Genomic DNA, 8,095 nt, shown 5'->3' with positions numbered 1-8,095 from the left:
CGCCAGCGCGCTGCTATGGCAGACATGGCACTTGCCGCACCGGGGGCTGTACGGGCACCCTTTGCAGCTTGTTCCACTGACGGCGCGACCCCTCCATGCGTGACTACAAATGGCTGCACGAATACTGCCTCAACCGCTTCGGCTCGGCCCGGGCGCTGGAAGCGCTGCTGCCTCAGCCGCGCAGCGACGCCGAGCTGCGTGCGCTGAGCGATGACCGCTACCTGTCGTTGATCAGCCTGCGTATCTTCCGCGCCGGCCTCAAGCACAGCCTGGTGGACGCCAAGTGGCCGGCGTTCGAGGAAGTGTTCTTCGGCTTCGATCCGGAGAAGGTGGTGCTGATGGGCGGTGAACGCCTGGAGAACCTGATGCAGGACGCGCGGCTGATCCGTCACCTGGGCAAGCTGAAAAGCGTGCCGCGCAATGCCCAGTTCATCCTCGACGTGCGCCGCGAGAAAGGCAGTTTCGGCGCCCTGATCGCCGACTGGCCGGTGACCGATATCGTCGGTCTGTGGAAGTACCTGGCCAAGCACGGCAGTCAGCTCGGCGGCATGTCGGCGCCGCGCTTTCTGCGCATGGTCGGCAAGGATACCTTCATCCCCAGCGACGACATGGTCGCGGCGCTCAAGGCCCAGGGCATTGTCGACAAGGCGCCGACCAGCCAGAAGGAGCTGGCCGCGGTGCAGGCCGCCTTCAACCAGTGGCACGCCGAGAGCGGCCGGCCGCTGTGCCAGCTGTCGGTGATGCTGGCGCATACGGTCAATCATTGAGGCACCTGCGGGAGGCGTTTTAGCGGCGACTATCTGGCGCGGCTAAAGCCCCTCCCACGGGGCATGCGAACCTGTAGCCCGGATGCAATCCGGGGGCGGCTGGCGCAAGGGTTTCCGGATTTCATCCGGGCTACGGGAGCAGACCTTCGCGGCGCCTGGCCTCGCGAAACTCCCCCGGCGTCTGCCCGGTCCAGCCCTTGAAGCTGCGGTGGAACGAGCGTGATTCGGTGAAGCCCAGGTAGCAGGCGATATCCTGGATCGCCAGGTCGCTGCGCAGCAGGTAGTGCTCGGCCAGCTCCTGGCGCAGCTCGTCGAGGATCTGCTGGTAGCTGGTGCCGGCCTGCTGCAGGTGACGCTGCAGGGTACGCACGGTCATGTCGAACTTCTCCGCCACCCGTTCCTTGCGCGGCAGGCCGTCCTTGAGCAGCAGGCGCAGGGCGTTCTTCACCCGCCGCGGCAGCGGCTCGTCGTCGTCCAGCCCGGCCATCAGCGCCAGGGCGTGTTCCTCCAGGGTGCGCAGCAGGTTGGCATCGGCCTGGCGCAGCGGCACGGCCAGGTAGTCCAGCGGCACCAGCAGGGCGTTGCAGGGTTGTTCGAACAATACCGGGCAGCCGAACAGGCTCTGGTACTCGCCGAGTTCGGTGCCGGCCGGTTGCGCATGTTCGAACCAGACCTCGCGCGGCGAATGCTCGGAGTCGGCGATCCAGCGCGCGTACAGCAGCCAGGAGGCGAGCACGTTCTCCACCATATGCCGGCGCACCTGCGGCGCCTGGTGGCGGCAGCTCCAGATCAGCCGCACATGGTCGGCGGCCATTTCCAGGCGGCTGGTGCCCATGTCGCCGACCAGTTTCTCGTAGGGCACGATGCGGCCCATGGCCTCGCCGAGGGTGGCGCAGTTCATGGCGATATAGCCGAGCACGCTCCAGGAACCGGGCTGGACGAAACGCGCCGAATGCAGGCCGAACAGCGGGTCGCCGGAGACCTCCAGCAGATGCGCCAGCAGGCGTTCGTGCACCTCGCTGGGAATCCGCTTGCCGTTGTCGGCCAGATCCTGCGCCTGGACACCGGCGGCCGCCAGGGCGCGGTCGACATCCAGACCGAGCTGTTCGGCCTGGCGCAGGTACTTGAGCAGGGCGGGAACCGAGGTGTAGCCGAGGTTTTCCATGGTTTCTTCTTGTTCTGGGGGAAGCGGGCGCGGCGCCTGGCTTGATTGGCGACAGGCCCTGGCCCGATCCGACAGTGACGGCCGGCGGCGGCTGGCTAGTATAGGCAGCCATAAGTGCCGATCGGAATGGGGGATGCGATGCGACGTTGGAACGGTTGGGGTGACGAAGCCACCGAGGTGGAATTGCCGGCCCATGGCGAGGCCTTTCTCGCCGAGCTGATCGGCCCCGGTCAGCGTCTGGCCGACGCCAGCCTGCAGGAGGTGTTGGCCCGCGTGCCGGCCTCGCGCCTGGCCCCGCACCCGCTGATCAGCCAGGATGCCGAGGTGCGCGTGCGCCATGCCCGCGGCCAGAGCCTGCCGGACTGGCTGGCCATGCGCTCCGGCGAGTTCGGCCTGTTCCCCGATGGCGTCGCCTGCCCGGAAAGCGCCGCGCAGATCCGCGAGCTGCTGGCCTGGGCGCAGCAGCATGACGTCACCCTGATCCCCTATGGCGGCGGCACCTCGGTGGCCGGGCATATCAACCCGCAGGCCGGTGGGCGGCCGGTGCTGACCCTGTCGCTGGAGCGCATGACGCGCCTGCTGGAGATCGACGAGGACAGCCTGGTCGCCACCTTCGGCCCCGGCGCCAACGGCCCGCAGGTGGAGAGCCAGCTGCGCGCGCGCGGCTACACCTTGGGCCACTTCCCGCAGTCCTGGGAGCTGTCGACCCTCGGCGGCTGGGTCGCCAGCCGCTCCAGCGGTCAGCAGTCGCTGCGCTACGGGCGTATCGAGCAGCTGTTCGCCGGCGGCAAGCTGGAGACCTTCGCCGGCACATTGGAGATTCCCACCTTCCCGGCGTCGGCGGCGGGCCCCGACCTGCGCGAGCTGGTGCTGGGCTCGGAAGGGCGCTTCGGGGTGATCTCCGAGGTGCGCGTGCGCATCAGCCGCCTGGCCGAGCAGGAGCGCTTCTACGCCGTGTTCCTGCCCGACTGGCAGCAGGCGCTGAGCGCCATCCGCAGCCTGGCCCAGGCGCGCGTGCCGCTGTCCATGCTGCGCTTGTCCAACGCCATCGAAACCCGCACCCAGCTGGCCCTGGCCGGCCACCCGCGGCAGATCGCCTGGCTGGAAAAGTACCTGGCGCTGCGCGGTGCGCGCGACGGCAAATGCATGCTGACCTTCGGTCTCACCGGCAACCGCCTGCAGAACGCCGCCTCGCTGAAGCAGGCGCGGCGCCTGCTGAAAGGCTTCGGCGGGGTGTTCACCGGTACCCTGCTGGGCAAGAAATGGGAGCACAACCGCTTCCGCTTCCCCTATCTGCGCCACGGCCTGTGGGAGCGTGGCTACCTGGTGGACACCCTGGAAACCGCCACCGACTGGTCGAACGTCGACAAGCTGCTGAACCAGGTGGAAGCCAGCCTGCGCGACGAACTGGCCGGCGAGGGCGAGCGGGTGCACGTGTTCACCCACCTGTCGCACGTCTACGGCGAAGGATCGAGCATCTACACCAGCTACGTGTTCCGCCCCGGCGCCGATTACGCCGAGGCCATGGCGCGCTGGCAGCGCCTGAAGGCGGCGGCCAGCCGCACCATCGCCGCGAACCGCGGCACCATCAGCCATCAGCATGGCGTCGGTCGCGACCACGCGCCCTACCTGGCGGCGGAGAAGGGCGAGCTGGGCATGGCCACGCTGCGCAGCCTGGCCACGCATTTCGACCCGGAGCAGCGCCTGGCTCCCGGCGTGCTGCTGCAGGATTGAACATGCAGCAGTGGAACGCCGCCTGGCGCGAGCGCGCCCTGCCCGAGCTGGCCGCGCGTGACTGGGACTTGCTGGTGATCGGCGGCGGCATCTGCGGCGCCGGCATCCTCCGTGAGGCGGCGCGGCGCGGCTGGCGCTGCCTGTTGCTCGAGCAGCGCGACTTCGCCTGGGGCACCTCCAGCCGCTCGTCGAAGATGGTCCATGGCGGCCTGCGCTACGTCGCCAAGGGCCAGCTGGGGCTGACCCGCGACTCGGTGCGCGAACGCCAACGCCTGCTCGGCGAGGCGCCGGGGCTGGTCGAGCCGCTGAGCTTCGTCATGCCGCACTACCGCGGCGGTTTTCCCGGGCCCAAGGTCTTCGGTGGCCTGCTCAGCCTGTACGACGCCCTGGCCGGCAAGCGCAATCATCTGTTCTACCCGCTGCAGCAGCTGCGCTACCTGGCGCCGGGCATCCGCGAGGACGGCCTGCTCGGCGGCACGCGCTTCTTCGATGCGGTGACCGACGACGCGCGCCTGGTGCAGCGCGTGCTGGGCGAGGCGCGTGGCGAAGGCGGCGAGGCACTCAATGGCATGCGCGTGGTCGAGCTGCTGCGCGAGGCGGGCCAGGTGGTCGGTGTGCTCGCCGAGGATATCGAGACGGGCAACCGCTACCGCCTGCGCAGCCGCGCCGTGGCCCAGGCCACCGGTGCCTGGGCCGACCGCCTGCGCCAGCCGGGCAATGGCCGCATCCGTCCGCTGCGCGGCAGCCATCTGCTGCTGCCGAGCTGGCGCCTGCCGGTGGCACATGCCTTCAGCTTTATGCACGCGGCCGATGGCCGGCCGGTGTTCGTCTTCCCCTGGGAGGGCGCGACGGTGATCGGCACCACCGATCTGGATCATGCCGGCGACCTGGATGCCGAGGCCGCCATCAGCATGGAGGAGGTCGACTACCTGCTGGCCGCCTGCGCCCAGCAGTTCCCGAGCGCCGAGGTGACGCGCGGCGATGTGCTGTCGACCTGGGCCGGCGTGCGCCCGGTGGTGGGCGATGGCAGCGCCGGGCTCAAGCCCTCCGACGAGAAGCGCGAGCATGCGCTGTGGATCGAGCCGGGCAGCGTGACCCTGGCCGGCGGCAAGCTGACCACCTTTCGCCTGCTGGCGCTGGAGGTGCTGCGCGCCTGTGCGGCCTTCGTCGGCAAACCGGTGGAGGATCGCGGCACGGCGGTGTTTCGTCCGTTGTCGATCCCGCCCATGCCCGGCCTGAGCCCGGCGCAGCAGCGCCGCCTGGCCGGTCGCCATGGTCGCCAGCTGGGCGAGGTGCTGCGCCTGATCGACGAGATCGGCGGCGACCGCGTCGGCGCCACCGACACCCTCTGGGCCGAACTGGCCTGGGCCGCCGAGGGCGAGCTGGTGCTGCACCTGGACGACCTGCTGTTGCGCCGTACCCGCCTGGGCCTGCTGCTGGCGGGCGGTGGGCGCGCCGAACTGCCGCGTATCCGCACGCTGTGCCAGCCGCGCCTGGGCTGGAACGATGCGCGCTGGCAGCAGGAAGAGACGGACTACCTGGCGCTGTGGCGGCGCTGCTATAGCCTGCCATGACCCGGATCACCGCCGGCCCGCAGGGTGTCGCGGGGCCGCCTAGGCCATGCGCACCGAACATTCCCCGATATACAGGTCCATGTGCGCAACCACAGGTATAACGAGAAGGATCACACCTTGAGCGAACCAAGCTACCTGCTGAGCATCGACAACGGCACCCAGAGCGTGCGTGTGTTGCTGTTCGATACCCAGGGCAACCTGCTGGCCAAGGGTAAGGTGGAGCTCGATCCCTATTTCTCCAGCCAGCCGGGCTGGGCCGAGCAGGACCCGGAATACTACTGGGCCAGCCTCGGCGAGGCCTGCCGGCTGCTGTGGCAGCAGGTGGATATCGACCGCGGTCTGATCCGCGGCGTCGCCGTCACCACCCAGCGCGGCAGCATCATCCATGTCGATGAGCAGGGCGCACCGCTGCGCCCGGCGATACTCTGGCTCGACCAGCGCCGCGCCGAGGTGCAGGGGCGGATCAAGGGTCCCTGGGGCTGGCTGTTCAAGCTGGCGCGCGCCGAGGAGGCGGTGGATCACTTCCGCGCCCAGGCCGAGGTCAACTGGGTCGCCCAGCACCAGCCGGACATCGCGGATCGCACGCACAAGGTGCTGCTGCTGTCCGGGTTTCTCACCCAGCGCCTGTGCGGCCGCTTCGTCGATTCCACCAGCAGCTGCGTGGCCTACTTGCCGTTCGACTACAAGCGCCTGCGCTGGGCCGCGCCGGGCGACTGGAAATGGCAGGCGCTGGCCGTGCGCCGCGAGCAACTGCCGGAGCTGGTCAAGCCGGGCGAGCGCCTGGGCAGTATCAGCGCCTCCGCCAGCCTGCATACCGGCATTCCCGAGGGCCTGCCGCTGATCGCCGCCGGCGCCGACAAGGCCTGCGAAGTGCTGGGATCCGGCGCGCTGGACGCCGGCACCGCCTGCCTGTCCTACGGCACCACGGCGACCATCAACACCACGCGCCGCCGTTACCTGGAAACCATCCCGCTGATCCCGCCGTACCCGGCGGCGCTGCCGGATCACTTCAACACCGAGGTGATGATCTACCGCGGCTTCTGGATGGTCAGCTGGTTCAAGCGCGAGTTCGGCCTGCGCGAGATGCAGCGCGCCGAGGCCCTCGGCGTGCCGCCCGAGGCGCTGTTCGACGAGCTGGTCAACGCCGTGCCGCCCGGCTCCATGGGCCTGATGCTGCAACCCTACTGGACGCCGGGCATCCGCGAGCCGGGGCTGGAGGCCAAGGGCTCGATCATCGGCTTTGGCGACGTGCACACCCGCGCGCACCTGTACCGGGCGATTCTGGAAGGATTGGCCTACGCCCTGCGCCAGGGCAAGGAGCGCATCGAGAAACGCGCCGGCACCCGCATCGAGCGCCTGCGCGTGTCCGGCGGCGGTTCGCAGAGCGATGCGGCGATGCAGCTGACCGCCGATATCTTCGGCCTGCCGGCCGAGCGCCCGCACCTGTACGAGACCAGCGGCCTGGGCGCGGCGATCAATTGCGCGGTGGGCCTGGGCCTGCACCCGGATTACCCGAGCGCCATCGCCGCCATGACCCGCGTTGGCCAGGTGTTCCAGCCCAACCCGGCCGCGCAGCACACCTACGACCAGCTCTACGGGCAGGTCTACCAGCGCATGTACCGTCAGCTCAAGCCGCTGTACCAGCGCATTCGCAAGATCACCGGCTATCCGGCGTGAGCTTGCGGAAGGTGTCGTAGCAGCCCGCTTGCTAGCGATGCCGTTAATAGATGATCGCCAGCAAGCTGGCTCCTACAAAAAAGATCGCCCACCTAAGCGGAGGGCGATTGGTTTGGCATCAGGCGACATCCACCAGCACGATTTCGCTGTCTTCCTGGGCCTCGACGCGGATCAGCGTTTCATCGGCGATGGCCACGCCGTCACGTGCCTGGGCCGCCACGCCGTTGACCCTGAAGGCGCCGCTGGCGCCCACCAGATAGGCCTTGCGACCCGGCTGCAGGCTGTACTCGGCGCTTTCTCCGGCCTTGATCGTGGCCGCCACCAGGCGCGCATCGGTACGGATGCGCAGGGCGTCGGCATCTTCCTCGTAGCCGCTGGCCAGGGTGACGAAGGCTCCAGAGCGGTCGCCTTTGGGGAACGGCTTGGCCCCCCAGGACGGCGGCAGCCCGGCCTGGTTCGGCTGGATCCAGATCTGGAAGATCTTGGTGGTCTCGTCCTCCAGGTTGTACTCGCTGTGGGCGATGCCGGTGCCGGCGCTCATCACCTGCACGTCGCCGGCCTCGGTACGGCCCTGGTTGCCCAGGTTGTCCTGATGGGTGATCGCACCCTGGCGCACGTAGGTGATGATCTCCATGTCGCGGTGCGGGTGCGGCGGGAAGCCCGACTGCGGGGCGATCTCGTCGTCGTTCCACACCCGCAGGCGGCCCCAGTTCATCCGTGCGGGGTCGTGGTACTCGGCGAAGGAGAAGTGGTGACGGGCATTCAGCCAGCCGTGCTGGGCGGCGCCGAGCTGTGCAAAGGGGCGTACTTCGATCATGGCAAATCCTCCGGTAGTGCCCGGGCCTAGTCCCGTGCAACGTCGATGGCGACATGATCTATTTGAATTGATCGATTTAAAAGCGCAAATACTGCGGTATAGATATCTATTTATTAGATGTTTTTGTCGGGCAAGCAGCCAGTAGGCTGTTGCCGATCCCTTTCAAGGAGGACTGCGATGCGCGAGCGCAAGGCCTGGTTGATCCTGCATGGCAAGCAGGCGTTGAACGAGGAGGTGAGGGCGGCGGTGGCCGATCTGCGCGAGCAGGGCTGGGACCTGGCGGTGCGCCTGACCTGGGAGGGCGGCGATGGCGAGCGCCTGGTCGCCGAGGGGCTGGCGGCCGGCTATCCGACTCTGATCG

At 68.7% G+C, this 8,095-nt stretch carries 6 protein-coding genes and 1 pseudogene; 5 read left to right on the top strand and 2 right to left on the bottom strand.

Features of this window, described 5'->3' with window-relative positions; genetic code table 11:
• Window positions 1-95 precede the first annotated feature (95 nt).
• Window positions 96-767, top strand: a complete 672-nt coding sequence (locus tag N878_RS06995) for a DNA-3-methyladenine glycosylase I (protein WP_021442951.1) — start codon at window positions 96-98, stop codon at window positions 765-767.
• A 130-nt stretch (window positions 768-897) separates the two neighbouring features.
• Here the strand turns inward: N878_RS06995 and N878_RS06990 are convergent, their stop codons facing one another.
• The gene (locus N878_RS06990; protein WP_021442950.1) at window positions 898-1,932 is read right to left on the bottom strand and encodes an AraC family transcriptional regulator; all 1,035 of its coding nucleotides are present in this window, start codon (window positions 1,930-1,932) and stop codon (window positions 898-900) included.
• Between the two features lie 138 nt (window positions 1,933-2,070).
• Here N878_RS06990 and N878_RS06985 point away from each other — a divergent pair, with 138 nt between their 5' ends.
• The 3 genes from N878_RS06985 (at window position 2,071) to N878_RS06975 (ending at window position 6,917) form a co-directional block, all read left to right on the top strand.
• Window positions 2,071-3,666, top strand: coding sequence for an FAD-binding oxidoreductase (locus N878_RS06985; protein ID WP_031302851.1), 1,596 nt, complete (start codon window positions 2,071-2,073; stop codon window positions 3,664-3,666).
• Between the two features lie 2 nt (window positions 3,667-3,668).
• Complete coding sequence (locus N878_RS06980; protein ID WP_021442948.1) at window positions 3,669-5,240, top strand: glycerol-3-phosphate dehydrogenase/oxidase; 1,572 nt, start codon at window positions 3,669-3,671, stop codon at window positions 5,238-5,240.
• A gap of 117 nt (window positions 5,241-5,357) precedes the next feature.
• The gene (locus tag N878_RS06975; RefSeq protein ID WP_021442947.1) at window positions 5,358-6,917 is read left to right on the top strand and encodes an FGGY-family carbohydrate kinase; all 1,560 of its coding nucleotides are present in this window, start codon (window positions 5,358-5,360) and stop codon (window positions 6,915-6,917) included.
• Between the two features lie 118 nt (window positions 6,918-7,035).
• Here the strand turns inward: N878_RS06975 and N878_RS06970 are convergent, their stop codons facing one another.
• Window positions 7,036-7,734, bottom strand: coding sequence for a pirin family protein (locus tag N878_RS06970; protein WP_021442946.1), 699 nt, complete (start codon window positions 7,732-7,734; stop codon window positions 7,036-7,038).
• A gap of 177 nt (window positions 7,735-7,911) precedes the next feature.
• Between N878_RS06970 and N878_RS06965 the strand changes: the two are divergent.
• Window positions 7,912-8,095 (top strand): annotated as a pseudogene (locus N878_RS06965) (lipid kinase YegS); the annotation flags it as partial.

It is taken from the genome of Pseudomonas sp. EGD-AK9 (genome assembly GCF_000465935.2).
Classification (GTDB): domain Bacteria; phylum Pseudomonadota; class Gammaproteobacteria; order Pseudomonadales; family Pseudomonadaceae; genus Aquipseudomonas.
Note: the sequence above shows the minus strand (reverse complement) of the source record. Positions and strands in the feature narration are given on the sequence as shown.

Bases quoted from the DNA above. Each gene is read 5' to 3' on its own strand.
- N878_RS06995 (WP_021442951.1), top strand. From the start codon at position 96: ATGCGTGACTACAAATGGCTGCACGAATACTGCCTCAACCGCTTCGGC.
- N878_RS06990 (WP_021442950.1), bottom strand. From the start codon at position 1,932: ATGGAAAACCTCGGCTACACCTCGGTTCCCGCCCTGCTCAAGTACCTG.
- N878_RS06985 (WP_031302851.1), top strand. From the start codon at position 2,071: ATGCGACGTTGGAACGGTTGGGGTGACGAAGCCACCGAGGTGGAATTG.
- N878_RS06980 (WP_021442948.1), top strand. From the start codon at position 3,669: ATGCAGCAGTGGAACGCCGCCTGGCGCGAGCGCGCCCTGCCCGAGCTG.
- N878_RS06970 (WP_021442946.1), bottom strand. From the start codon at position 7,734: ATGATCGAAGTACGCCCCTTTGCACAGCTCGGCGCCGCCCAGCACGGC.